The following is a 23948-nucleotide window of genomic DNA, read 5'->3' as shown; positions in this document are numbered from 1 at the left end:
CATTTGCTCATTGATGGTAAAGCTCTGCATCGATTCCAAAGTTACGACAATTAAGTTTTTGCCTTCTGCTATTCCAAACATTTCTTCAGACGGTTCAACTTGGTTGGCCCGAACATAGTTGTGGACATCGGTCAGTTCGGAACCATCTGCAAATGCCCGCTGTGCTTGGGATCTGGACTGAACGTAAATATCGTATAAATGATAGTTGTATATGCCAAGGTTCTTCACAAGCATCTCCCGGTCGAAACTGCGGGTCAGCAATTGAGGACGTTCTGCTTCAGCCAGTCCAAGGTTCAAGAACAAGACTGCCGCTGAAAGAACGAAGTACGCTCTCCGATGGCTGTTAGTAGATTCTTTATTTTCTTCCCTGAGCTTCAGCCATTTGACCGCTGCCAATAGCAAGATGAAATCACTGAAATAGAGGATATCCATCGGGTATATGGTGGCAGCAGCACTAGAGCCGAGATCTCCAAAATTGTCCGTCTGAAACAAGACCGGCAATGTGATAAAATCGCTGAAAAATCGGTAAAAAGCGACATTGCCGTACAAAATAATGGAAGTAATCAGTGTCATAGCCAGCAAATATCGATTTTTATTCTTTTGCTTCTTGAAGAAAAGCGATAGCCCATATAGGAACAAAAGCAGACTTAGCGGACTGAGAAAAAAGATAACTTCCTGCATGAAATTATCGATAGTTATTGAGAATCCCATTTGATAAGCAATATAAGTTTTTAACCAGGTGGCGATAATGGCGATTGTCAGTATCGTGTGTTTGGACCATTTTTTATCCGACATGTAAAATCTCCTTTTGAAGGAACGCCAAGCATTAATTTTCCAAATAGCGGTACAAAGTGGATTTACTGATGCCGGTCTTTTCCTTGATTTCAGCTAACCTGTATTGTTTACTGTCATACATTTCAATTGCTTTTTTTACATTTTCATCTGGCTTCCGAGGGCGACCTGAGAGGACGCCTTTCTCTTTGGCTACAGACAGGCCAGTTTTGGTCTTCTCGCTAAGAGCGTCACGTTGAAAATCAGCGAGGCAGTGAAGAATTTTAGAAAACGGATATTCTTTGTCTCCACTTGTTTCAATGTTTTCATGTATCGAATGGAGGGATACTCCTTTTGTTTCGAGCTTATTCAAAAGCTCCACTAAATGCCTGGTGGAGTCTGCAAATGTGTAAAGTTTTGAAACGACGATCTGATCACCAGTCGCTGTCTTTTCCAGTAGATTATGAAGGTGCATCCGATTTTTAGGAGAGATATGCTCTTCTAAAAAAACCTCGGTGCACCCTGAATTTTTCAAAAGTACTAATTGGTTTTGGGAACTCGGATCTTCAGCGCTTGGTCTTGCATATCCTATTAACACTTAAAAATCCCCTTACATAATTGATTGTACCCATCATAGCATACAATGAATAAAAAAGTTCCAAAAAGGTGCATTTTGGGATGGCAGTGATACACTAATGCCATTGAAAAAAGCGCGGGTTTAATGAAGTAAAGGACGTACTGGCCCAGTAGACACAAATACCCCTACTTTAAAGAAATTATGAATCGTCAAAACGTTCGTTGACTGTGAAATGAACGATGCAAAAAAATATTTCGAACAATTCGAATGACTTTATCTATGTATTTATCAAAAATATTCGTTAAAATAGGCTTTTTTATTTTATCTACTCTATTTCCCAAATATGATAAACTGAAGCATAAATTATGATTAGGTGTGAAGCAGGTGAAAGCGAAAATGAAAAAAAGACAAAAGGTTCAAGAAAAAAGACCGACTATTTTACTACTGCTGCTTACTGCTATCTTCATGGTTGTAACAACTGGCACGTTTACGGTGATTAGCGGAATAAAACCCGACGAAGCATTTGAAAAAGTGACAAATCAGCTATTTGAACCAGAAATTCCGGAAAAATATATTCCACTTTATCAAGAAGCTGCTGACGAGTATAAAATCCCTTGGACTTTACTCGCTGCTCATCATCGTGTTGAGACAAAGTTCTCGGACATGGATCCACTTTTGTCGCCGGTTGGTGCGGAAGGGCATCTTCAATTTATGCCCTGTACATTTGTGGGGTGGGAACATCCAACCTGTACAGGACTTGGTCAAGGCGAAATCCGTGAAAGTGAAAAAACAGACCCAGCTATAATTGAGAAATATGGAGGCTATGGTGTTGACGGAAATGGAGACGGAGTTGCTGATCCGTATAACTTAACGGATGCGTTATACAGTGCTGCTAATTATTTGTCACGAAATGGAGCTGCAACAGGAGATTTAGAGCATGCTATTTTCGACTACAATCAGAGCGAAGAATACGTTGAGGAAGTATTATTTTTCTACAATAAATATGAAAAGGAGTTGCGCCAATAATCAGGTAGAAACTACCATCAACTGATTAAATTGATAAAAAGGAAAGATTAGGAATAGAAGAATAAAAAACTCAATCCAATACTTTTTTAAAAGTATCTTGGATTGAGCATAGTTACAATGTTCAGTTGAGTCCTTGTATGGTGATTATTTTTTTGCTTCTATTTTCTGTGATTCGTTTAAGTCAACATCAACTGAAGTGACGTAATAACGTTTATTGTCTGTCGCATTGATTTTTACATTCTTACGGTCAAACAGAGAAACACTTTCAATTTTTTTCATTTCACCCGTTGTTACATCCTCTTCATAGACGCGATAGCCGATAATTGCAGCATCGCGAACCGCATGCCACGTAATATTGAAAGAGGAGACTTTTGTATTTAGAGGTGGTTCGGGCAATTCATCTGACACTTGCGAATCGGAAACCAGCTCCGCTGAAATGACCAGGCGTTCTTCGTACGAGCCAATATCTCTGCTGTAATTACCCGTACAAGTAATTAAATTAAGCATCCGTTTGTCTGACTTCCCGAAGATCTCCTCTACTGGAGCCTGATCTGTTTGGTAACTATTAATTTCTTTCACTTCAAAAATCATCTTCCGACCTTCCGTATCTGTTAAAGTCACTAGTTCTCCAATCTTTACTTTGGTCAAGTCATAGAAAACAGCTGGACCATTCAGACTGTCGACATGTCCGGCAAGCACCGCATGGCCTTGCGATCCTGCCTTATATCCAGGTTCAAACCAGCCCACTTGATTTACATCTTCTGGTACTCCCATTTCTCCGTTCTCTAGTATTCCTGTTGGCTCTATAGCGGCGTCCACTCCGATTGATGGAATTTCAATCTGGGTTGGCTCTATGCCTTTTATGCTCTGCTGCCGTTCGCTTTGAAGTTGTTGAAGCTTCTTCTGTTGTTCTGGAAGGATGGGAAACTCTCCAATTTTATCAGTATATTTTCCAAATGTTTTTTCTTCCGTGGATGTTTTTTCTTCTTCTTCAGGCAAAACAATCTGTTCAATTTCCTCTTCAAAAGTTGGTCTATCAGCCAAGGGTTCTATGATAAAAAACAATGTGATACATAATAGTAATGCGATGCTCATCGTGATAGCTTGTTTCAACTGTCATTCCTCCAATTCAATTCGGATTAAGCATGCTTAAAGCATGGGTTATTATAGATTTCTCATCCTGGAAACACCAATTATTTTATTACGCTTTTACAGATATGAGAAATGCTTTAGAACTGCCATTTTCTTTCTGTTTTTATGTAAAGCATTTTATTCTTTAAAATTGAATTGGAAACTTTGTACTTCTACCAAAAAAATCAATATTAATCCCACTAATAAAACGGAGAAAATGCTCAAATAGATCACTTTTATAGTTTCGTCCTATTTCTCATGGACTTTCCCAGTAATCAAAATCCAATCTCCCGTTTGACTTTCCTTTATTGCCTTTTAATGGCTAAGGTGCGATCCAGAATGATACTTCCTTCTCATTTCCATAACAGGAAAAGCTGTCTTAATTGGACATTAGGCAACTTCTTTATCTTATAGTTCGGCACTTTTACGACCAAAACTAAACATAAAAAATTGAATTTTATTGTTCCTATTTTTACAGGTGGTTGCTTTGTAAGAGCCATTAAAATATATTAATAATACAGTCAGTGGGTGGTAGAGGATGTAGCGAAGATTAAAGTTGATTTACTTCTTTAGTGCAAGACAGACCCTCGTCTTATTGGCAATTTTAGGTATAGCATTGTTTTCTCAGAAAATATACGAAAAATTTTGAAATTCAAGGATTAGAGGAGGTTTTTTATGTTTGTGAAAAACCGAAACGAACAACCTGTGTTGTTTACAGAGCCTAAAATATTAAAAGAAGCTCGCAATTGTTTGGTTCATGAAAACATAGAAATTGTTACTAGTGGAGATAGATTTATGAAATACTTCGTGAAGAATTCTGCGTCAGACGAGGTTTTGATTAAAACAATTAAAGAGATGACTTCTGATTTAAATATTCCCACCTATACACTTATCAAAATACTAAATATTCTCGAATACAAAAAAATTATTTATCGACGCAACGGCATCATAGGGTTATGGAGAAACTAAGCAAGAAGCTCTCCTCTTCCTACAATTGTTTCAGTGAGTCTCGTAGAAAATCCGAGCTCTTCTCGCATACAAACGCTACTTCAATTGGTGCAATGGACCAAGCACCCTTTTGCAACAACTCGTTCCTCTCTACTGTAAAAGGAGTGTCATCATGAATGTATTCGAGAAGTTTCAAACCGTTATTATTTTATTGGCTGTAGGTGCTGGCCTTTTATTGGGCCAGTTCATCTTTTTTGAACAATATGCCGAATCCTTTATTCTTCCGTTTTTATTGCTCATGCTTTATGGGTTGTTTCTGACGATTCCTTTGCGGCATCTAAAGGACGCATTCAAAAAACGATCATTTTTGAATATAAGTGCCATTATCAATTTTTTGTGGACACCTACACTGGCTTGGGGACTTGGGGCAATTTTCCTTGCCGACCATCCTGCCATATGGATCGGATTCATTATGTTAATGGTCACTCCTTGTACCGACTGGTATTTGATGTTCACATCCATTGCTAAAGGGAATGTACCGCTGTCGACTTCTGTCTTGCCAATTAATTTAATCCTCCAGGTAGTGCTTTTGCCCGTCTATCTGTTTATTTTTGCCGGTACGATCGAATCCATCCCGTTATCGACCATTGGAGAAAGTATTCTATTGGTTCTGGTCCTGCCATTCGCCCTTGCGCATTTGACTCGCTACACCTTGAGAAAGAAGGAAGCTTTTTTAAATGAAAAGCTGGTGCCTTTTTTCGCTACGACTCAAATTTTCTTTTTATCCTTGGCCATCCTAGCGATGTTTGCATCACAAGGTAAGTACTTAATCAACAATCTTGAAGTTATTTCTATATTGATCCTGCCGGTTCTACTTTTCTTCGTTGTTAACTTTGTGGTCGCACAAACAGTGGGAAAAGTCATGAAATTTTCATACGAAGATACAGTGAGCCTTAGCCTTACCATCATTGCCCGGAATTCCCCCGTTTCTTTGGCCATTGCTGTAGTGGCTTTCCCGGACCAGCCCCTAATTGCATTAGCTTTAGTGATTGGGCCTCTTATTGAATTGCCTGTACTTGCCATTGTCTCTCAACTTCTTCTTTCCTTAAGGAAAACAAGGAAAGAAGAGAATGTGTAGAAACGCTTAACCAGAAGCATGAAATGATTAGAAAAGAATATAAGTTCAAATTAATAAATGAGTGATTAGTATCGGAAGAATAGCGGTAACAACGAATTATATAGTTAATAAGAGAAATTGTAGAAGGAAGGGCAGCTGCGATGCCTGCTACTCTGTCGTTTCTTTTCAATTTTTAAGTCTTTCCTTGTTAGAATTAACTTCAAACTTTAGCGTGACAAATAAAATGAGATTTCGAAGTTTATTTTGGTGCCTCTTTATATGCTGCTTCCTAATTAGACGTTGAGTAAGCACGGCCATAAGGGCGATTAGCCACATATTAAGGCTATGCATATTATAACGTTTCCAGGGAATAGATGACTAAAGGACAGAAAGAACTTAGCGAAGAGGGCAGATGATTCTGCAGTGTATGTAGAATTCATGTAATTTTTCTACAATCGAAATTGAACCAGGAAAGGGGGACGTATCATGGCAAAAGCTCATAAATCCACTAAGAACATCAAGTTGGCTTTCGTGATCAACCTTCTATTTTCAATAGGAGAACTCATTGGCGGCTTTTTAATTAACAGCGTCGCAATCATGTCTGATGCCATTCATGATCTAGGAGATGCCATTGCTTTGGGGATTTCCTGGTTTCTCCAAAACTTTTCAAATAAAGAAGGGGATGAGAAGTTTTCGTTCGGCTATAAACGTTTTTCCCTTTTGGGCGCATTAATCAATGCAGCTGTTTTGATTGCTGGCTCTATTTATATTTTTACTCAGGCTATCCCTTTGCTGTTTAATCCGGAACATTCCAATGCCCAAGGGATGATTTGGTTTGCCGTTGTAGGCGTTCTTTTGAATGGTTATGCAGCTTTCAAGTTACATAAAGGAAAATCAGTAAATGAAGGAGTCTTGTCCTGGCATATGCTCGAAGATGTCTTAGGGTGGGTGGCAGTGCTGATTGTCGGCATTGTTCTGTTGTTCAAGGATATCCACATCCTCGACCCGATTTTATCTCTTGCAATTGCCCTGTTTATTTTGGTAAACGTTGTGCGCAACCTTACTAAAACCATGAAAATTTTGTTGGAAGGCGTACCTGAGGGAATTAATATAGAAGAAATGCAGGCGAAAATCGAAAAAATTCCTGGGGTGTTAGCTGTTCAGGATTTAAACATTTGGTCGATCGACGGAGAAGAGAATGCACTGAATCTATATCTTTCTGTTGAGGGAGATAATCTTGCGGATTCAGCCGCTATAAAAGAAAAAGTAAGAATGGCCACTTCTGACCTGAAGATTGTCCATTCTGCCATTGAACTGGAATGGAAAGACCGCTAATAACCTTCCTTTTAGTGTATGTGATTTCTAAGGGAACTTTCAATAGCTTTTTAGGAGTTGCTTAAGTAAAAGAGAGAAAAGGGGCAAATTTAAAAGCCTCTTTTCTCTCTTTTGGTCTGTATAAGTTTGTAAAAAAGTACTTTTACAAAAACTTTATAGTACATTCTATTTTAAAAAAGTCTGGACCAGATTATCTAGATTTTAACAAACGAAGCCCATTTAGAATTACAACCAATGTACTTCCTTCATGAATAATGACGCTGATGGCTATATCCGTTAATCCTACTAAGCTTACGACAATTAGAAATGCTACAACTGCCATTGAGAAAATAATATTTTGCCAAATAACACGATTCATTTTTAAAGAAATCTGATGAGCTTTTACTAATTTGGATAAATCGCTTTTCATTAAAACTAGATCAGATACATCTACTGCAACATCCGTACCATCTCCCATAGCAATTCCGACATCTGCTTTCACAAGAGCAGGTGCATCATTTACACCATCGCCCACCATAGCGGTTATGCCATAGTTTTCTTTTTGTTGATCTATAATATTTGATTTGTCTTCCGGCATAACATTAGCGATAACTTCATCCAGTCCTAACTGTTCAGCAACCGCCTTCCCGGTCATTTCAGAATCACCAGTAATTAAAGTAGTGCGTATACCTAGTTTTTTAAAATACTCAATAGTTTCTTTCGCATGTTCACTTGGAATATCCATTAGCCCAATCAGACCAATGACTTCATCATCTTCTGCTACATATACGACTGTCTTACCTTCTGACGCCCATTCACTATTTAAATGAATATATTCATCTGAAACACCGTCAAAAGAAGTCGGCTTTCCTATTCGATAATTTTTACCTTTGTAATCTCCTGTCAATCCTCTACCGATTTGATTTTCTACTTCAATAGCTAGTTTATTTTTTTGTTCAAACTTTCTTAGAATAGCATCTGCTAAGGGGTGGTTGGATTCCTTTTCAAGAGCCACTACGACATCAATAATATTTTCTTCGTTTACAGAATTAGTAAAATAATAATTGGTTACTTCAGGTTTTCCTTTCGTTAAGGTTCCCGTTTTATCAAAGGCAATTGCTTGAATCCCGGCTAATTGAGACAAATAGGAACTTCCTTTTGAAAGTACGCCTCTTTTAGCTAGATTTGAAGTGGCTGACAAAGTTACGGATACGGTGGCTGCAGCTAGAGCACACGGTGAAGCTGCGACTAAAAGAACTAATCCTCTATAAGTACTTTGTGACCAAGTCCAATCTAAAATCATGGGAGTGAGTAAAATGAAGAGCGGTATTGCCATTAAAACAACTGTAACGTATTTCGGTTCAAATTTCTGTATAATACTGGCGGCTTTTGTTTGATTATTTTGATTTTGATTCACTAGTTGTAAAATTTTTGAAAAGACAGTATCTTTATTTTCTTTTGAGACTTCCATTGTGAAAGTACCTGTTCCATTAATCGTACTCCCAAAAACCACGTCTCCTTTGGATTTTTCTTTAGGGATACTTTCGCCATTGATAGAAGATTCATCAATGGAAGTATTTCCAGATAAAATGACTCCGTCAATGGGTACTTGATCTCCATTCAATACTTGAAGTCGATCTCCCACTTTTAATTCATTAACATCAACAATCTTTGTATTGCCATCAGAAATGATCATTCTGGCAGTCGTTGGATTCAGTTTAAGTAATTTTGTGATTTCTCGTTTGCTTCTGCCTTCAGCATAATCTTCTAAAAAATGCGCACCAGAAAAAATGAGAATCAGCAACGTTCCTTCCCAAAAATTCCCTATCAATGAAGCACCAAGTGCAGCTAATCCCATTAAAATGTGGGAATTAGGTGTAAATTTATTTTTGGCTTTTGTATTCTTAACTGTTTCTCCAATTCCTTCAAGAAGAATGACATGATAGCCCGCACTAATTGTTGCAATTGAAAATAAAATGTTCTTAGTAATTGTATACTCTCCATTTAAAAATAAAGCAATAAGCGCTAGGGCTAAACCAATGAAGTACAAAATAATGGGCATCTTTCCGTGATCATGGTCGTGGTTATGTGTTTCATGAGATTGTTGTTCTTTAACTGTCTCCATTTCTATCACCTCTTTAAATGTCGTCTCTTTGGTTTTCGTACACTTATTGTTTGTGTCCATAGATTTTGTGGACTTATTCCCTCTAAACTAAAAAAAGTGGCGTGTAATATCTTCTATATAAGTTGAATTAATGTTTAATAATCTAACGCACAACTGATCAATCGTTTCTTTTTTCGGCGCATGACGTCCTGAAGAAACGCACTGACAGCCAGAATAATTTTCTGAACGTTGCCAAAGAATACATGGTTAATGACTGTTTCCTTTTACTATTTCTAGACACCTTCCATTATGTTCAATATGGGACTACACGGAGGCAAAAAGACCATTTGAAGGCGACATCGATTTTCTTCCAAGAATGGCTGAATCAATTTGGCGTGGTGAATCCTAGCATTGTCTAGAATCATGACAATTTTACCCGTTGGCTAAATCGCTAAGATTTTCGAGAAGAAACGTAGAAAAGCATGGGCATTATACTATTCTTCTTCGATGCAGAAAATTGCACCGGTCTCATAATCCACCGTACCAATCAGCTTCACGCCCTTATGCTGGCCATAGGTGGGAATGAGTCGCTGTTTTCCTTTGAGGAACCAGGTACGGCCAATGGCTTGGTAATCATGGATCATCTTCAAATACCAGGTGATCAATCTCACCGTCTATCAATTTTTTTAATGTTGGAAAGGTTCCTCAAACTAACGTGTCTGGCTTTTTGGGATCCGTTTTTTGAAGTGTATAAGTCGGTCGTGTATAGCTTAATCCCATTGAATGCAGGAGATTGGAAGCGTCTTTTTGTAATCGGTTATGACCATGTGCCATTCTTTTTTACTCCTTTCAACGCATAGGATGTCCAGCTATGAATCTTGTAATTAAAGGTTTTTCAATGATGGATCGCGTGTTCAATGGCCTGCTTTAAAAGATTCATGACATGATCATCGTCTTCCGAATAGTAGAGTGTGGTTCCAGCTCTACGATATTTCACTAATCGCAACTGTTTCAGAAAACGCAGTTGATGCGACACCGTGGATTGGCCCAAATTCAACTTTTCTGCCAGGTCATTGACGGAGTATTCACCGGAACACAGCAGATTCAAAATGCGAATTCGAGTAGGGTCACTTAATGCTTTAAATGTTTGGGAGACGACAAAGAGGGTTTCTTCATCTAACTGGTTACTCGTGGCGGAAACTTCTTCTTTTTCAAAATCCATACTCATCTTCTAAAGACCTCCAAAGATATATTTTAACCTTATAATCAATATATGAGCATATGTTCATATATTGATTATAAGGTTTTCTTTTATTAATTGTCAAGTATATTCCCAGAGTATTCTTTTTAGCTTAAAACTGTCGAATTGCACCCGTTTAACCAGCTGAAAGTTAATGGAAAAGCCAAAGCTCTATCGAAACATATCTTTCTACCCAGGCTTTCCGATTAAAATGACATAATAAAATAAAAATTAAACATAATGTCAGATGTGTATTGAAGTAAAAACAGTTTAAACTATGTGATAGGTACAAAATAGGAGGTATTATGAGTTGAAAAAATGGATAATAATGCTTGTTATGATGTTGTTAGTCTCGATATACACGCCCAAAAGTTATGCAAATACAACTCTCACTTTCGTAGATGTAGTTGATCATCGAGCAAAAGCTGAAATCTCGTATCTCGTGACTCGTGGTTTTGTCCACGGGGTAACAGAAACAACTTTTGCGCCTAACAGACAGGTAACTCGGGGAGAAGCAGCAGCTATGCTCGGCAGATCACTGGGGTTAAACGGAGCTAAAAGAAATACCAAATTCTCTGACGTAAAAGTAGGCAACTTTGCTTCAGGGTATGTGGATGAATTAGTTCGGAAGGGAATAATATCAGGTTATCCAGATGGCTCGTTTCAACCGTATAGAGTTCTATCTCGTGGAGAAATGGCTCTTCTAATAAATAGGAGTTTTAACTTGGGTGGAACCAGTGTCTCTACTTCGGTGGACAACTTAATGCGGAAAGGAATTGCACAAGGCTTTCCTGATGGCAGTTTTCGAACGGATAAGACCATCATTCGAGCAGACTTTGCAATTTTTTTGGCAAGAAGCTTAAATGAAAATTTCAGAGTTAAATCGGAGGGTGTTTCATTTAGCAAGACAATGTATGTTAATACAGGTTCTGATACTTTAAATATGCGTTCTGGCCCTAGCACTTCAGATAAAGTAATAAGCAGTTTTAAACATGGAACAGCCGTTAATGTGGCGTCATCAAAAAATGGCTGGTCACATGTTCAGGTGAATGGTGTTGTTGGTTACGTCAGTACAAATTATCTTGTAGCTTCAAAACCAGCTGTTCCAGCACCGGTTTCTACTTCCCTAGGAACGAGTGATTTGAAAGTTATTATAGATCCCGGTCATGGGGGGACGGATCCAGGATCTGTGGCTAATGGTTTTCAAGAAAAGATGATTACTCTAAATGTCGGAAAACACATGAAAAGTTATTTTGATCAAACACCGATTGCGACTGCAATGACACGCAGTACCGACGTTTTCATTGAGTTAAGTGACCGTGCTAAGGCAGCAGCAAAAAATGATGGAGATGTTTTTGTTAGCATTCATACCAATAAATTTAATGGCGAAGTAAACGGACAAGAAACCTTTTACTATGCGAAAACAACAGCGACAAATCCGAACGTCCAAGAGTCACGTGCGCTTTCCATTTATCTGCAGGCACGCATGCAAGAAGCATGGAAGTTGACCAATCGTCAAGTTAAAGTAGGGAATTTAGCCGTGCTGCGTGAAAACACAGTTCCTGCCTCCCTAACTGAAATAGGATTTATCGATAATTCGAAGGATCTTCAATTCATAAAATCGGAGTTGGAGCGTCAAAGAATGGGGAAAGCGTTATTTCTCGGTACACTGGACTATTTTTACCATTATGAAAAACGAACTGATGTATTGCCATACTATAAAAAAGCTGGAGCTTCTCTCAGCAAAAAGCTGCATTGAGCTACAACAATTTTTATGCACTGCTTCTGTAACGAAAGAAAAGATTCAATACCTTGAACTTGATTACGTCTAAGAATTTTGCGCTAGCCCTTTTTGTTAGAGGAGAGGATCAGTTTTATTCGAATTTACCTTTTGATTTGTGCGGATTCGAAAGAAATTCTGTCATTAAGTTTTTTTAAAACTGTTTTTAGTTTCAGCAAGTTGTTTAACTAGTTGTTGGTGGTAAAACACTTTTGACCAAAGGTAAATAGCCAGTCCAATAAGCAAAATGGGCATTTGCCATCCCGTTTTATCATTCAAAACAAAATCATAAAGGGCCCAAACAAAGAGAGCCACACTATAAAAGAGGAATCCGTATGTTGAGGATCTCTCTTTTTTTTGTTTTCTTTTGTTCTCTTTTATCGTTGCTTTCATCTTTTTCTTCACTCACTTCTTATTTTTAGGTGTTGTTACTAACTGAATTTATCCCTTCAGTTATTTCTAACTCTAATGGAGTTAGGCGATTATTCAACTAACTGATATGTCAATTCTATGAAAAAATATGTGCATTGTTATTTAGCAAGATGGGGAATCAATCATAAAGCAACTCGTCTATCTTCACAGTTTCGACGAAACTAAGAGAGAGATACTTGATTTTTGACAACATTGCATAGTAGCGATGCCTGCTGTTTGATAAACTAGACCGGACGTAAGGAAATCGATGAGTTTTACCGAAGGAGGAAGTTGGATTGAAAGCAAAGTGGTTTTTAGCAATTATAACTGGAATTTTATTAGTGAGCTTAGTAAATCCAGCAGCAGCAAATGAAAAGAACTCGTTGCAAGATGAAATTATATACGATCTGTTAGTCGATCGTTACTTCAACAAAGTTATACAGAATGACTACGAAGTGGACTCGCGGGATTTAACCGCATTCAATGGTGGCGATTTTAAAGGGTTGGCCAGCGAAATGCAATACATCAAAGACATGGGCTTTACAATGGTATCGATTGGTCCGGTATTTTCCACTGCTACTTATGATGGGAAAGAAGTAATCGACTACCAACAGTTTGAACGCCATTTTGGTACAAAAGAAGAGTTTCAAGAGGCAATTGATAGCATCCATGAATTGGATATGAAAGTCATGATCGATCTTCCGACTCAACAGGTCAGCAAGGAACACGTATGGAATCGAGAGAATCCGGAGTGGTTCACTGAAAATGAAGATGGAACGATGGCACTGGATACAACAAATCCGGAAACTCAAAAAAAATTAATTGATTGGTTCAGTGAATTTGTCGAAGAATATGAAATAGATGGAATTCGTCTACAAACCGCAGATCAGTTGGATGAAGATTTTATCAATCAGTTTTCAGAAACCATTAAAAGTATTCGAGATGTTTATCTCATAAGTGACTTAGAAATGGAACCTCAATCCGGACTAGATGCGGTTGTAAAGCCTGGTGTGGAAGAGGATCTGCGAAGCAGTTATAAAAATTTCGATCCTCTTTCAACCACTTCTCCAGATTTTGAAGAAACGGCAGCGGGCCAGTTAACTCGAGTGGATTCTCTTTTAAGCGCTCGCTTTACATCTGATATCGTGGCAGCGAGAGGTTTCCCCCCAACACGTTGGAACCTATTGATGTTTCAGTTATTGACCATGCCTGGAACTCCAATTGTTCAATACGGCTCAGAGATTGCTATGAACGGAAGTGCCCCCCCTAAATCTCACTCAATTTTAAATATGGGGGTAGACGAAGAACTGATTGACCATATTATAAGTTTGACTTCGCTTCGAAATCAATCGGAAGCACTTCGGACAGGAGAAACGGAAGTTTTGCATGAAAAAGATGGCTGGCTTGTCTATAAACGGTCCAATGAGGAGGAGTCATGGATTATCGCCATAAATAATTCATCCTCAACGAAGAGTTTGACGATATCAGCTGAAGTGATTGGTGACAACAAAGAAATGCGGGGATTGTTTGAAAATGACGTGGTTCGTCAGAATGATGACGGTGATTACCAAATTACATTGGATCGTGAGTTAGGGGAAGCCTTCAATGTCATCGAACAAAAGGGATTTAATAAAGCCTATATTGCTGCCTTGATTCTTCTTTATACGCTGTTTATAAGTTTTCTTGTGTTGGCTTGGCGTAGAGGACAAAAACGGAACTTAGCTAAAGCAAATAAATCAAAGAATAGTGATGTTGAAGAATTCCCAAAGCCTAACCATGGGTGAAACGAATTTCACATGTCAACGCCCAAATTTTGTTATAAGAGTAATGATAGTAAATAAGCATACAAGTAAGCAATCCGACTTATATTTATGAGTTGGATTTTTCTATCCCTAATATTTTCAAGTAAAAATGTTAAATTGTTATTATTTTAAACCAAAATGAAATGTGACTGTAACAAAGCAAAGCGTATTGGGTGTTACAATAACAGAGCCGGAATTTAAAGGGAACTAAAAATACTTAGACTAAACTGAGTTTTTAAACTCATGAAGTTAACTGATAGCTACTTCCCAAATGACTTTAACGGATATATACGCATATTTTAATTTTTTCTAAATAGAACGATATAGAGAGAAATGAATGGGGAATTGAAAGGGGAAACGAAACATGATATCGAAATGGTTGTTGACTAGTTTGACTTCTGTGTTGGCTTTATCGTTGCTAATACCAACAGCGAGTGCTGATACACTAGGTGAACTAGAACAAAAGAAGCAAGAAGTTGAACAGAGGCAAGGCGAGCTGAACTCTGGAATTAACGAAAAGTCGAATGAAATATCTGAAAATAAGTCCACATTGGAAGAAATCATGGCACAAATTCAGACACTTGATGCTAAAATTCAAGAAACTGGAGCACAAATTGCTGGCGTTGAAGGCACTATTGCACAAACAAAAGAGGAAATTGAAGAATTAAAAGCTTCAATTGTTGAACTTGAGCAAAAAATTGCTGAACGTACGGAATTACTGCAAGAACGGGCACGTGCTATCCAATTAAGTGGAGGCTCTGTGGATTACATAGATGTATTACTGGGCGCAAACAGTTTTGTTGATTTCATCGATCGATTTTCAGCCGTGAACACGTTAATCGAAGCGGACCGTGACATTATGCGTGAACAGGCGACAGACAAAGAATTGTTAGCTGAGCAAAAAGCACAAGTTGAAACAAAACTTGCTGAGCAAGAAGAACGTCGCGCAGAATTAGAAACCCTTAAATCTTCACTTGATGGGCAGAAAGCGGAACAAGCAGGTCTTGGGAGAGAATTACAAGCTGAACAAGAACGTTTAGCAAGTGAAAAATCCAATTTAGAGGGTCAGCGTGCCGAAGCTCTGGACATCAGTGCGGAACTGGAAACACAAATTGTAAATGAACAGAAGCGTCTTGCAGAAGTGGCCAGAAAAGCAGAAGAAGAACGTCAACGCAAGTTGGCAGCAGAACGACAAGCTGCAGCGGAACGGGCGGCGGCTGAACAACAAGCTACGGAAGAAGCAGCTGCCGCGAGACAAGCGGAAGAAGAACGACAAGCTGCGGCGGAGAGCAACACAAAATCAGCAGCTGTGAAAACACCGAGCGTGGAAAAATCTGTAGAAGCGAGTGCACCAGCACCAGCCATTGAAAACGAAGCTCCTGCAGCAGCTTCCGGTTCTCCGTTTATCCGACCGGCAGCAGGCAGAAACACCTCTAATTTTGGATGGCGTGATATTGGAGATGGACCTGAATTTACCGCAGGCATGGACATTGCCAATGTTCCAGGTACACAGGTAATGGCAGCAGCCAGCGGCTACGTTTCGAGTGCTGGTACGATGGGCGGATTAGGAAATGCGGTTGTCATTACGCATTCAGTCAATGGGCAAACGATGACGACCGTATACGGTCATTTGAACTCAATTGACGTTTCTGTTGGTCAAGCAGTATCTCAGGGACAACGAATTGGTGGCATGGGGAATACGGGACGTTCGACCGGACCCCATCTCCATTTCGAAACACATATCGGCATCTGGAACGGTTCAAGTTCCAATGCAGTCGATCCACGAAATTATATTGGATCTTAACGAAACCAGCCGACATCTCTTTAGATGTTGGCTGGTTTTTATGCGACTCCTTTTTTGATTTTCTTTTTTAAAATAAAGGACCAATTTCTGAATTGAAATGAAGTTAGGGGTGAGTATACGAAAGACACTCAATGTTAAAAACTCATCACATCATTAACGTGAATGTTTATTGTAGTTAAATTATAATTTCGATATGATAAAGCGAGAAGAAAGGATGGGAGCAACGACATGAGGTTTTTTTCTCTGACCACCTTGCTAATTGCGGTTTTATTGCTTTCCGCATGCGGTAATTCTGCAATTGAGAATTTTTCCTATACAGATCACCGAGAAGAACAAGTATCGTTGGAAAGTTTAAATGGAACGCCGTGGCTAGCGACGTTTGCTTTTACAAGTTGTGAAACGGTTTGTCCACCAATGATGTTTAATTTGACAGAGATTCAAGAAGAATTGAAGAAAAATGGCATGGAAGAATACAAAATTATTGCATTTAGCGTAGATCCAACAGTAGATACTTCTAAAAAGATGCAGGAATACTTGACCCAATTTTCTGTCCCAGATGAATCAAAATGGCACTTACTTACAGGCTATTCGCAGGAACAGATAGCGGAATTTGCAAGTGATAATTTCAAGTCGTTTGTCAAAAAAGATCCGAGCAGCAATCAAGTTATTCATGGGACTTCTTTTTATCTGGTTGACCGAGAAGGCAGAGTAGTCAACAATTATGATGGATTCAGTAATGTACCAGTGGATGAAATACGGAAAGATCTTGAAAAATTGATTGAAGAATGAAAAATGGTCACATAAACGGAACCCCGAATAGATCCTTTCTTAAAAAAGGCCATTATTCGGGGTTCCGTTTATATATTCGGTTGTCTTTCTGTTTTGTTGCAATTCAATCTTTATCTTCTAATTTTTATTGATTTATCATCTTGATGAGTTGATGATAAAAAGATGGTTGGCTGAATTTTTCGGCTGTCATTCGCAGTACCTTTGTCTTTATCACGGCTGCTTATGAGTTTCTCCTGACGAAGTTAATATTTGCTCTTCATCAATCGAAGGGAGTTCAAGACGACAATTAACGTGGCGCCCATATCTGCGAAGATAGCCATCCAGAGTGTGAGCCAGCCTGGGATGATCAAGAGCAACGCCACTAGCTTCAATCCCAATGCAAAAGCCACATTCTGATAAATGATGGTCAATGTTTTTCGGCTGAGTCCGATGGTGTAAGGCAACTTGTCCAAGTCATCTGCCATTAATGCGATGTCGGCTGTTTCCAGCGCTGTATCAGTGCCAGCACCGCCCATTGCAATTCCTACCGTGGAACTTGCCAGCGCAGGAGCATCATTGACACCATCCCCAACCATGGCTACTTTGCCAAATTGCTCTCGAAGCGCTTTGATTGTATTTAATTTATCTTCGGGCATCAATTCTGACTTAACTTCTGACATATTCAGCTGGTTTCCGATGCCTTCTGCAGTTAACTGGTTATCGCCGGTCAACATAACGGTTTTCTCGATGCCCAAATCATAAAGTTTTTGGATAATTGTCGAACTGCTTGATCTGACTTGATCAGCTACGGCAATATAACCTTTGATTTCGTTGTCTGAGCCTAGCAGCATCACTGTTTTGCCAACAGCTTGAAGAGCTGTAATCTCTTTTTTAATGTCTCCTGACGTTTCCAATAGATCCGTGAATAAGTTCGGGCTGCCAATATAGAAGGTTTGTCCGTCAATATCGGCTTTTGCGCCTTTTCCGGTAATCGATTGAAAGTCAGTCACTTCGATTAAATCGATCGCTGACTTATCTGCGTTGCGCAAGATAGCCGAAGCTAAAGGGTGTTGAGATAATTTTTCGATAGATGCAGCTGTCTGCACAATTTCTTTTGAACTCATAGTGGAGAAGGAAGCAATGTTTGTTACTTCCGGTGTCCCATGGGTTAAGGTTCCCGTTTTATCGAATGCAATGACTTTCAGGCGACCAGTTTCTTCTAAATGAATGCCGCCTTTAATCAAGACACCATTTCTTGCGGCGTTTCCGATGGCTGTGACAATTGCGACTGGTGTAGAAATCACCAGAGCACAAGGGCAACCGACAACCAAAACGGCAAGGGCGCGGTAAATCCATTCATTCCACTCGCCACCGAAAAACAGCGGAGGGAGTACCGCAACCAACAAAGAAATCAACAAGATGGCTGGTGTATAGTACTTGGCGAACTTATCAACGAATTGCTGGGAAGGGGCACGTTCTGCTTGAGCTTCTTCCACCAAATGAATAATTTTTGCAATGGTGGTGTCTTCAGCTTTTTTCGTCACTCGCACTTCCAAAGAGCCTTCTTCATTAAGGGTTCCGGCAAATACTTCATCGCCTAAGGATTTATGCGTTGGAACAGATTCGCCGGTAATCGCTGCCTGGTTTATGGATGAGTCGCCTTTTATGACTTCTCCATCCATCGCCAGTTTCTGCCCCGGTTTGATGATCATAATGTCATCGATTTGAATATCATACACATCGATTTCAAATTCTTTTGTTCCGCGTCTGATAGTTGCTGTATTCGGGGCAATGTCCATTAAGGAGCGAATTGAATTTCTTGCTTTGTCCATCGAGTAGGTTTCCAATGCCTCACTAATCGCAAAGAGAAAGACGACAACCGCACCTTCTCCCCATTCCCCGATAAGAGCAGCCCCAATAACGGCAATGGTCATTAACGTAGTCATATCAAATTCTAATTTGACCAGGTTGCCAAAACCTTCTTTAAACAGACTAAATCCACCAACAAGGATCGCGGTTGCAAAGAGGACAATAGATGCTATATGCTCTTCCCCTAATAGAACAGTGGATGTATATCCGAGAATCACGAAAAATAAGGAAAGCAAGGTCGTTTGATTTTCTCGTTTCTTCCAAAAAGGCTCTTTTGGTTCGAAAACCCGTTGTTTCGCCGGATAAACCTTAATGCCATCAAATGCTCCGGCTTTTTCGAGCTGTTCAATGGATGCTTCGCCGGCAACGGTGATTTTTGAAGCGCCGAAATTCAACTGGACATCTTCAACAGAAGGGATGTCCCGGATGTTTTTTTCAAATTTTGCCGCACAATTGGTGCAGGACAGATTGCGCAGTTGATAAATATTCGTCTCCTGGCTCATTTGTATCGATCCTCCTCGGCATGCTCAAATGCAATGCGTACCAATTGTTTTACGTGATCGTCTGTCAGTGAATAAAAGACCAATTTTCCTCTTTTTTCATATTTTGCTAAGCCCATATTCCGTAAATAACGAAGATGGTGAGAGGCAGTAGCCGTTGTGGTCTCAAGAATATTGGCTACATCACAGACACATAGTTCTTTTTCCAGCGTCAACGCATAAGTGATCTTTAAGCGCGTTGCATCCGAAAGTGCTTTGAAAATCAATTCCACTCCACTAATCCCAACGAGTTTTGGCTGAATTCGCTCAATTACTTCTTCGTCATAGCAGAAAGTTTGGCAGGTTTCTTGTTTTGTTCCAGTTTTAACTTTGATTTTTAATTCTTCCATGCTCTCACCTCATTCAAATGGTTGTTTGATTATGTTTAGTGTAGGAAAAATTCGGAACTTTGTCAATCTTATATTCAAACGATTGTTTAAATGTTGTTGTTCGCCTGTTAAAATGAATGGGGAATAAAAAGAAGAAGTGCTGGAAAAGAACCAGTTTTACAAGAAAAAATTATGAGTAAAGAGGTGAAGCATCGTGAAAAAAACGGCCTTATTCTTCTTATTTTTCTTATTACTATCATCACCAGCCGTCTTTGCGCACACCACATTGGAAAGTGCTAACCCTGCAGAGGGAGATGTAGTCACCGAGGAATTGCAAGAAATGGTATTGGAATTCAATACCGACTTGGAACAAGGAAGTTCTTTTACGGTAGAAGATGGAAGTGGACAGGAAGTTCCAATAAGTGTTGAAATGGGGGAACAGTCCATGACGGGGACGTTAGGGGCGGCAATAGCAAATGGAACCTACACGGTCAACTGGAAAATCATCGGGGCTGATGGCCATCCCATTGAAGGAACTTATGCCTTTACCCTGGAAATCAGTGACGACTCAAGTTCATCGGAGACAACAGAAGAAGCAGTACCCACCACTGAGGACGAATCAGCAGATCAAGGTGGAACGGAAGAGTCTCAAAATGAAAATCTAGCGGCTTCACAAGAAGCGACAAACGCGCCTTATGTGATGGTGATTGTCTTGATGGTACTGGCAGTGATTGCTGTCGGCACGTTGATGTGGGTATCGAATAGAAGGGGCAGTTAAATGATTTGGATTTATGTAACAGAGACTCTGTTGTACCTGTGTTTTTCCCTGCTGATCGGATCATTGGTGATCCAACTGGTTCCATCCCATCTAAAGCCCCACTTGAAAATCAGCAAACGTGTGTTGCAAGTGGCGATTCTGGGAATCGCCTTCTTGTCTGCGGCACCGGTCATTCGGTTAATTTTGTTTCTCTATGAAGATATCGGTCTTTTATTAACAACTCAAAATGTCATAGGAGAATTCGAAGTTGGGCAAGCCTGGACCGTAACTGTTTTTATTTCGGTGTTTTTCTACCTTTTTGTGTCGCTTGTTCCAGTCTTTAAAAGAAAAGTATTTATAGGCATTGCGCTTGTTTTTTCCTTTATTCTGCTTTTGGCGGTGGGGTGGGCAAGCCATGCAGCTTCCCTGACCGACTGGAGTGGCTTTGTTGTTCATACGCTGCATTTTACAGCTGTCACGGTTTGGGTAGGCTTGTTGTTGGTGGTGAGTTGGTTTTCGACCACTACACAAAACTGGCTGTCCTTTTTAAAATGGTATACACCGGTAGCCCTCAGTTGTTTGGCGATTGTCATCGGTTCAGGAATTTTTATCATGACATTGGCGGTGGATGTAACGGAGTACCAAGATGCTTGGATGATGCCCTACGGTCAAGCCATCTTGGTGAAGCATTTACTGGTACTCCCTGTTTTGTTGTTCGCTTGGATTAATGGGGTCTGGATGAGAAGAAAACTCCAGCGTGGAGAAGGGATGAATCCAATTCCTTGGTCAAAGGCAGAAAGCGTCGTCTTGCTGTTGGTTTTCGCAGCAACTGCCGTATTGGGGCAGCAAGAGCCTCCTCATTCCATTGAAGCCTACTTGAAGGGGAGTGGTGCCTCCGATCTTTTCCGTTACTTTTATTCAGGGCAGATTGATCCGGCGATGCACTTGCAAGTTGATTTCACTCTTCTGGGCTCGTTGTTCTTTGGGGTAGCTGTCATTTTTGGTTTTCTTGTTCTCTACTGCTTTAAGCAGAAAGCACCTTCATTCGTTTCCTTATTAATGAGCCTATTTAGTGTGTTGGCATTGTATATAGGATTGATGTTGAATATCTCGTAAAAAAAACCTATACAGAAAAGAGGAAGATTATGAATAACAATCAGAAAAAAGCTAAGCCATCCGGTTTAAAGTTTGCGGTTCTCTTAACATCTTTAGCAGTTGTGATTTTGGCCGCGATTGTGGTTTTAACGAATCAACAGGAAGCGCCGGCAGTGGAAACGGCGCAAATCGATCTCAGCGGACAGCCGATTTTAGGTGAAGAAGAAGCTCCAGTTACAGTCGTCGAATTTGGAGACTTCAAATGTCCTTCTTGTAAAGCGTGGGGAGAAACGGTTTATCCGCAACTCGTTCAGGATTATGTGGACACAGGAGAGGTGAAGTTTTCCTATATCAACGTTCTTTTCCATGGAGAGGAATCGACGTTGGCTTCTCTAGCGGCAGAATCCGTGTATCAGCAAAGCCCGGATGTATATTGGGATTTCCACAAAGCCCTATTTGACGCACAACCAGAAGTAAATCATGACGGAGCTTGGATCACTCCTGAAAAAGTTCTGGAAGTGGCAGCAGCTTATCCATCAATCGATCAAACGAAATTGAAAGAAGATATGGAACAGCAAGCCACAATGGACGCTGTGGAAATTGACACGGCGTTAGTGGAAGAAGCTGGAGTTGCCCAAACACCGACGATTGTTATCAATGGGCAGACATTGGAAGATCCGTTTGACTATGAAGCGATTAAAGAGCTGATTGAGCAAGAATTGACGGGTGAGGAGTAATGGAGAAAGAAAGAACACAATCCAGTCAAAATGCGATTTTGTTATACGGTGCCTGGTTTGTGGCATTGATTGCGACACTTGGCAGTCTGTATTTCAGTGAAATCAAAGGATTCATTCCTTGTGAACTTTGTTGGTATCAGCGGATCGCGATGTATCCACTGGTCTTGATTTTAGGAATCGCCACATTCCGGAACGATGCAAAGGTATTTATATACGTATTGCCTTTATCGCTTTTGGGAGGAAGCATTTCGATTCTCCATTACCTGGAACAGAAAGTACCTGGCTTCGGGGGGATTAAACCCTGTGTCAGTGGCGTTCCTTGCAGTTCTGAGTACATCAACTGGTTTGGGTTTGCGACAATTCCCTTTCTTGCGCTTATTGCCTTCATCTTGATTTCAGTTGCGATGGTGGTCTTAGCGGTTAGAAACAAGAAGAATTGACCTTCGATTTTTCATCGTTACCTATCGATTCCGTAAGAAGCCCGTCTAAATCATAAATAGGCATGAGTGGTTCATGCTGTAATTTTTTATAAGGAGATGACCATGTGGCAGAAGTCAGTTTACTTCTTGCGTTTGGCGCAGGACTTTTATCATTTATCTCGCCTTGTTCACTCCCACTGTATCCAGCTTTTCTCTCATACATTACCGGTGTCTCGGTGAATGACTTGAAAACCGGAAAAGGGGTGATGCGGCGTAATGCGTTGATTCACACGATTCTCTTTTTAATCGGCTTTTCCATCATCTTTTTAGCATTAGGATTATCCACTTCATTTATTGGGTCGTTCTTCTTGGAAAACCAAGCGCTTTTACGGCAATTAGGGGCGATTCTGATGGTATTTTTCGGTTTGGTCCTTACAGGAATTTTGAAGTTTGATTTTTTGCTGTCAGATAAAAAAGTCCATTTTCAAAAAAGGCCCTCTGGATATGCCGGTTCTGTTTTGATCGGCATTGGATTTGCGGCAGGGTGGACTCCTTGTACGGGACCGATTCTGGCAGGGGTCATTGCACTTGGCGTAGCCGATCCGGATAGAGGACTCCTCTATATGCTGTTTTATGTGTTAGGCTTTGCGATCCCCTTCCTTGTGATGTCCCTGTTCATTGAGAAAATGAGCTTTCTAAAGAAAAAGAGTGCGCTTTTCATGTCAATTGGCGGCGCATTGATGATTCTGATGGGTGTTTTATTGTATTTTGATATGATGACAGAAATTATCGCGTTCCTTTCCCAATTCACAGGAGGATTTACAGGATTCTAACTGAGTAGATAGAAATGAGGGTTTTCATATGACGGTTAAAAAGAAAAAGCGGTCTTATGTACGGGCGGCTATCTTACTGGTGATGGCAGGAGCCATCGTTTTTACGATTTACAACAGCTTTGCAGGGGGAAAAAGTGAACTACTGCAAGTGGGAGATGAAGCTCCGGACTTTGCCTTAGTGGATCTTGAAGGTAAAAAACATCAATTATCGGATTACCAAGGCCAAGGCGTGTTTGTCAACTTCTGGGGCACCTGGTGCAAACCGTGTGAGAAAGAATTTCCGCTGATGGAAAACCAATATCAAGTGTACAAGGATCAAGGCGTTCAAATCCTGGCCGTTAATATTGCCCAATCCGATTATGAAGTGAGACAATATGCGGAGCAACGGGATCTGACGTTTCCGATTGTGATTGATAAAACCAAGAGTGTGATGGAAGCTTACAACATTCGTCCCTTGCCGACTACACTGCTGGTCAATCCTGAAGGGAAGATCACGAAAATCATTACCGGGGAGATGTCTGAAGAGGACATTGCCAGCTACATGGAAGAAATCAAACCCGAATAAGGAGATTTTTTA

Annotated in this window: 24 protein-coding genes; 14 read left to right on the top strand and 10 right to left on the bottom strand. The window is 40.0% G+C overall.

The window, feature by feature from the left end:
- Both GJB59_RS13000 and GJB59_RS12995 read right to left on the bottom strand, forming a co-directional pair.
- On the bottom strand, nucleotides 1-795 hold a 795-nt coding region (locus GJB59_RS13000; RefSeq protein WP_369122943.1), incomplete at its 3' end, for an LTA synthase family protein.
- Nucleotides 796-826: 31 nt separating this feature from the next.
- Nucleotides 827-1369: a recombinase family protein gene (locus GJB59_RS12995; protein ID WP_142830189.1), complete on the bottom strand. Its 543-nt coding sequence runs from the start codon at nucleotides 1367-1369 to the stop codon at nucleotides 827-829.
- 375 nt (nucleotides 1370-1744) lie between these two features.
- Here GJB59_RS12995 and GJB59_RS12990 point away from each other — a divergent pair, with 375 nt between their 5' ends.
- Nucleotides 1745-2374, top strand: coding sequence for a lytic transglycosylase domain-containing protein (locus GJB59_RS12990; RefSeq protein WP_142830221.1), 630 nt, complete (start codon nucleotides 1745-1747; stop codon nucleotides 2372-2374).
- A 144-nt stretch (nucleotides 2375-2518) separates the two neighbouring features.
- Here GJB59_RS12990 and GJB59_RS12985 read toward each other — a convergent pair whose 3' ends face one another.
- Nucleotides 2519-3487: a class F sortase gene (locus GJB59_RS12985; protein WP_142830187.1), complete on the bottom strand. Its 969-nt coding sequence runs from the start codon at nucleotides 3485-3487 to the stop codon at nucleotides 2519-2521.
- Nucleotides 3488-4180: 693 nt separating this feature from the next.
- Here GJB59_RS12985 and GJB59_RS12980 point away from each other — a divergent pair.
- From GJB59_RS12980 to GJB59_RS12970, 3 genes are all read left to right on the top strand, one after another.
- Nucleotides 4181-4474 carry a replication/maintenance protein RepL gene (locus tag GJB59_RS12980; RefSeq protein ID WP_142830185.1) on the top strand — a complete coding sequence of 98 codons (294 nt, stop codon included), beginning with the start codon at nucleotides 4181-4183 and terminating at the stop codon, nucleotides 4472-4474.
- A gap of 151 nt (nucleotides 4475-4625) precedes the next feature.
- Nucleotides 4626-5591 (top strand): arsenic resistance protein, encoded by a 966-nt coding sequence (locus GJB59_RS12975; RefSeq protein ID WP_142830183.1) that lies wholly within the window; start codon nucleotides 4626-4628, stop codon nucleotides 5589-5591.
- Nucleotides 5592-6056: 465 nt separating this feature from the next.
- A complete protein-coding gene (locus GJB59_RS12970; RefSeq protein ID WP_142830181.1) occupies nucleotides 6057-6905 on the top strand; it encodes a cation diffusion facilitator family transporter in 849 nt (282 codons plus the stop codon).
- 190 nt (nucleotides 6906-7095) lie between these two features.
- Here GJB59_RS12970 and GJB59_RS12965 read toward each other — a convergent pair whose 3' ends face one another.
- From GJB59_RS12965 to GJB59_RS12950, 4 genes are all read right to left on the bottom strand, one after another.
- Nucleotides 7096-9009, bottom strand: a complete 1914-nt coding sequence (locus GJB59_RS12965) for a heavy metal translocating P-type ATPase (protein WP_142830179.1) — start codon at nucleotides 9007-9009, stop codon at nucleotides 7096-7098.
- A gap of 272 nt (nucleotides 9010-9281) precedes the next feature.
- Nucleotides 9282-9413 carry a transposase gene (locus GJB59_RS19355; RefSeq protein ID WP_142830177.1) on the bottom strand — a complete coding sequence of 44 codons (132 nt, stop codon included), beginning with the start codon at nucleotides 9411-9413 and terminating at the stop codon, nucleotides 9282-9284.
- A gap of 69 nt (nucleotides 9414-9482) precedes the next feature.
- On the bottom strand, nucleotides 9483-9653 hold the full coding sequence (locus tag GJB59_RS12955; protein ID WP_185960121.1) for a hypothetical protein: 171 nt from the start codon (nucleotides 9651-9653) through the stop codon (nucleotides 9483-9485).
- 230 nt (nucleotides 9654-9883) lie between these two features.
- Nucleotides 9884-10216 (bottom strand): ArsR/SmtB family transcription factor, encoded by a 333-nt coding sequence (locus GJB59_RS12950; RefSeq protein WP_425325257.1) that lies wholly within the window; start codon nucleotides 10214-10216, stop codon nucleotides 9884-9886.
- A gap of 322 nt (nucleotides 10217-10538) precedes the next feature.
- Here GJB59_RS12950 and GJB59_RS12945 point away from each other — a divergent pair, with 322 nt between their 5' ends.
- Nucleotides 10539-11987: an N-acetylmuramoyl-L-alanine amidase gene (locus tag GJB59_RS12945; protein WP_142830174.1), complete on the top strand. Its 1449-nt coding sequence runs from the start codon at nucleotides 10539-10541 to the stop codon at nucleotides 11985-11987.
- A 165-nt stretch (nucleotides 11988-12152) separates the two neighbouring features.
- Here GJB59_RS12945 and GJB59_RS12940 read toward each other — a convergent pair whose 3' ends face one another.
- Entirely contained in the window at nucleotides 12153-12401 is a 249-nt protein-coding gene (locus GJB59_RS12940) for a hypothetical protein (RefSeq protein ID WP_236015673.1), read from the bottom strand.
- Nucleotides 12402-12715: 314 nt separating this feature from the next.
- Here GJB59_RS12940 and GJB59_RS12935 point away from each other — a divergent pair, with 314 nt between their 5' ends.
- The 3 genes from GJB59_RS12935 to GJB59_RS12925 all read left to right on the top strand — a co-directional run bounded on the left by GJB59_RS12935 (nucleotide 12716) and on the right by GJB59_RS12925 (nucleotide 16814).
- A complete protein-coding gene (locus tag GJB59_RS12935; RefSeq protein ID WP_142830172.1) occupies nucleotides 12716-14203 on the top strand; it encodes an alpha-amylase family glycosyl hydrolase in 1488 nt (495 codons plus the stop codon).
- 382 nt (nucleotides 14204-14585) lie between these two features.
- Complete coding sequence (locus GJB59_RS12930) at nucleotides 14586-16025, top strand: murein hydrolase activator EnvC family protein (protein ID WP_142830170.1); 1440 nt, start codon at nucleotides 14586-14588, stop codon at nucleotides 16023-16025.
- 228 nt (nucleotides 16026-16253) lie between these two features.
- Nucleotides 16254-16814: an SCO family protein gene (locus tag GJB59_RS12925; RefSeq protein WP_142830168.1), complete on the top strand. Its 561-nt coding sequence runs from the start codon at nucleotides 16254-16256 to the stop codon at nucleotides 16812-16814.
- 242 nt (nucleotides 16815-17056) lie between these two features.
- Here the strand turns inward: GJB59_RS12925 and GJB59_RS12920 are convergent, their stop codons facing one another.
- Both GJB59_RS12920 and GJB59_RS12915 read right to left on the bottom strand, forming a co-directional pair.
- The gene (locus GJB59_RS12920; RefSeq protein ID WP_142830166.1) at nucleotides 17057-19165 is read right to left on the bottom strand and encodes a heavy metal translocating P-type ATPase; all 2109 of its coding nucleotides are present in this window, start codon (nucleotides 19163-19165) and stop codon (nucleotides 17057-17059) included.
- Nucleotides 19162-19551 carry an ArsR/SmtB family transcription factor gene (locus GJB59_RS12915; protein WP_142830164.1) on the bottom strand — a complete coding sequence of 130 codons (390 nt, stop codon included), beginning with the start codon at nucleotides 19549-19551 and terminating at the stop codon, nucleotides 19162-19164. The genes GJB59_RS12920 and GJB59_RS12915 overlap by 4 nt, the downstream gene beginning before the upstream one ends.
- A gap of 193 nt (nucleotides 19552-19744) precedes the next feature.
- Here GJB59_RS12915 and GJB59_RS12910 point away from each other — a divergent pair, with 193 nt between their 5' ends.
- From GJB59_RS12910 to resA, 6 genes are all read left to right on the top strand, one after another.
- Nucleotides 19745-20308 (top strand): copper resistance CopC family protein, encoded by a 564-nt coding sequence (locus tag GJB59_RS12910; RefSeq protein WP_185960120.1) that lies wholly within the window; start codon nucleotides 19745-19747, stop codon nucleotides 20306-20308.
- Nucleotides 20309-21403, top strand: coding sequence for a CopD family protein (locus GJB59_RS12905; protein ID WP_142830160.1), 1095 nt, complete (start codon nucleotides 20309-20311; stop codon nucleotides 21401-21403).
- A gap of 29 nt (nucleotides 21404-21432) precedes the next feature.
- Complete coding sequence (locus tag GJB59_RS12900; protein WP_142830158.1) at nucleotides 21433-22119, top strand: DsbA family protein; 687 nt, start codon at nucleotides 21433-21435, stop codon at nucleotides 22117-22119.
- Nucleotides 22119-22559 (top strand): disulfide oxidoreductase, encoded by a 441-nt coding sequence (locus GJB59_RS12895; RefSeq protein WP_142830156.1) that lies wholly within the window; start codon nucleotides 22119-22121, stop codon nucleotides 22557-22559. The genes GJB59_RS12900 and GJB59_RS12895 overlap by 1 nt, the downstream gene beginning before the upstream one ends.
- 104 nt (nucleotides 22560-22663) lie before the next feature.
- Nucleotides 22664-23371, top strand: coding sequence for a cytochrome c biogenesis CcdA family protein (locus tag GJB59_RS12890; RefSeq protein ID WP_142830154.1), 708 nt, complete (start codon nucleotides 22664-22666; stop codon nucleotides 23369-23371).
- Nucleotides 23372-23399: 28 nt separating this feature from the next.
- Nucleotides 23400-23936: a thiol-disulfide oxidoreductase ResA gene (gene resA / locus GJB59_RS12885; protein WP_142830152.1), complete on the top strand. Its 537-nt coding sequence runs from the start codon at nucleotides 23400-23402 to the stop codon at nucleotides 23934-23936.
- Nucleotides 23937-23948 lie beyond the last annotated feature (12 nt).

This window comes from Planococcus soli (genome assembly GCF_016881065.1).
GTDB lineage: Bacteria > Bacillota > Bacilli > Bacillales_A > Planococcaceae > Planococcus > Planococcus soli.
This window is presented reverse-complemented; position numbering and strand designations above follow the sequence as displayed.

Coding starts and splice junctions, on each gene's coding strand:
- GJB59_RS12920 (WP_142830166.1), bottom strand. CDS start 19,165: ATGAGCCAGGAGACGAATATTTATCAACTGCGCAATCTGTCCTGCACC.
- GJB59_RS12980 (WP_142830185.1), top strand. CDS start 4,181: ATGTTTGTGAAAAACCGAAACGAACAACCTGTGTTGTTTACAGAGCCT.
- GJB59_RS12895 (WP_142830156.1), top strand. CDS start 22,119: ATGGAGAAAGAAAGAACACAATCCAGTCAAAATGCGATTTTGTTATAC.
- GJB59_RS12940 (WP_236015673.1), bottom strand. CDS start 12,401: ATGAAAGCAACGATAAAAGAGAACAAAAGAAAACAAAAAAAAGAGAGA.
- GJB59_RS19355 (WP_142830177.1), bottom strand. CDS start 9,413: ATGATTCTAGACAATGCTAGGATTCACCACGCCAAATTGATTCAGCCA.
- GJB59_RS12965 (WP_142830179.1), bottom strand. CDS start 9,009: ATGGAGACAGTTAAAGAACAACAATCTCATGAAACACATAACCACGAC.
- GJB59_RS12905 (WP_142830160.1), top strand. CDS start 20,309: ATGATTTGGATTTATGTAACAGAGACTCTGTTGTACCTGTGTTTTTCC.
- GJB59_RS12975 (WP_142830183.1), top strand. CDS start 4,626: ATGAATGTATTCGAGAAGTTTCAAACCGTTATTATTTTATTGGCTGTA.
- GJB59_RS12915 (WP_142830164.1), bottom strand. CDS start 19,551: ATGGAAGAATTAAAAATCAAAGTTAAAACTGGAACAAAACAAGAAACC.
- GJB59_RS12900 (WP_142830158.1), top strand. CDS start 21,433: ATGAATAACAATCAGAAAAAAGCTAAGCCATCCGGTTTAAAGTTTGCG.
- GJB59_RS12990 (WP_142830221.1), top strand. CDS start 1,745: ATGAAAAAAAGACAAAAGGTTCAAGAAAAAAGACCGACTATTTTACTA.
- GJB59_RS12925 (WP_142830168.1), top strand. CDS start 16,254: ATGAGGTTTTTTTCTCTGACCACCTTGCTAATTGCGGTTTTATTGCTT.
- resA (WP_142830152.1), top strand. CDS start 23,400: ATGACGGTTAAAAAGAAAAAGCGGTCTTATGTACGGGCGGCTATCTTA.
- GJB59_RS12970 (WP_142830181.1), top strand. CDS start 6,057: ATGGCAAAAGCTCATAAATCCACTAAGAACATCAAGTTGGCTTTCGTG.
- GJB59_RS12950 (WP_425325257.1), bottom strand. CDS start 10,216: ATGAGTATGGATTTTGAAAAAGAAGAAGTTTCCGCCACGAGTAACCAG.
- GJB59_RS12930 (WP_142830170.1), top strand. CDS start 14,586: ATGATATCGAAATGGTTGTTGACTAGTTTGACTTCTGTGTTGGCTTTA.